The sequence below is a fragment of the Bartonella sp. CE47NXGY genome (assembly GCF_042195415.1).
GTDB lineage: Bacteria > Pseudomonadota > Alphaproteobacteria > Rhizobiales > Rhizobiaceae > Bartonella.
In genome coordinates, this window is record NZ_JBHIOI010000178.1 from 1 (window position 1) to 965 (window position 965).

The 965-nt window shown below is 49.3% G+C and carries 1 protein-coding gene; it reads right to left on the bottom strand.

Features of this window, described 5'->3' with window-relative positions:
• A partial coding sequence (locus tag ACFIL3_RS10500) for a phage tail tape measure protein (protein WP_375682250.1) occupies positions 1-965 on the bottom strand: 965 nt, incomplete at both ends.

Below are 965 nucleotides of genomic sequence, written 5' to 3' on the forward strand. Positions count from 1 at the left end.
GCCCCGACCAACAAGGTCATGGGGCGTAAGAGTCGGAGTGAACTTGCCCCAAGACCCGCGGTTAGCAAGCCCAGCGAGCGCCCTGCGGCTGCTAAGCCCCGCCAGCTTGCAGCAACACCACGACTGACAACACCCATCTTGATAAAAGAGCCCATCAATTGAAGAATCCCAAGACGTGTGCCAGCCATGGTAAAGCGCAACACGCGCAGAGCAATATTAAAAGCCATCAGAGTGGCAATGGTTTTGATAATGGCACTTGTTAAAGTGGGATGCGCATTCGCCCACGCCATAAGCCCATTAGTAAAATTACCAACAGTTTCCATGAGACTGTTGAGAGGAGGCAGAAGCACTTCACCAATGGTGATGCCCAGAGCTACAATACGGTTTTGCAAGAGTTCAAATTGCCGCATAGCACCGGTTGCTTGTTTGTCGGCTTCTTGCTCTACCGAACCTTTAAAGACTTGTGGATCTTTCACATAATCTAAAGCTTGCCCTAACAATTCTGGATTGCCCACCAATTTGGCAAAATCACCAGTAAAATCGCGCCCAGCAATGGCAATCAGCGAGCGCATGCCCTGTTCGGATTTACCCAACACATTAAAAAAGCGTACCAAGGTGCCGGTGGCATCTTTGTCCAGATCTTGCATAAATTTTTCGCGGGAAAGCCCGATATTGGCAAAAGCATCTTCAATATGTTTGCCTCCTGCCTGGATACGGGCACTCATGGCATTAAAACCACGCGCGGCACTCTCTGGAACAATCCCAGCAGAAATCATCGCCGTACCAAATGCCGCAGTTTCGCGCGCAGTGAGCTTAAACATGGTTGCCGCACCGGTGGCTCGATTGGTAAAATCAGACACTTCACTGGCTTTTGCCGCCATGTGGTTCGAGAGATGATTGATAGCATCACCTAGATCTTCAATACCTACCTGATTAAGCTTAAAGACATTGCGCAATTTGGCAAA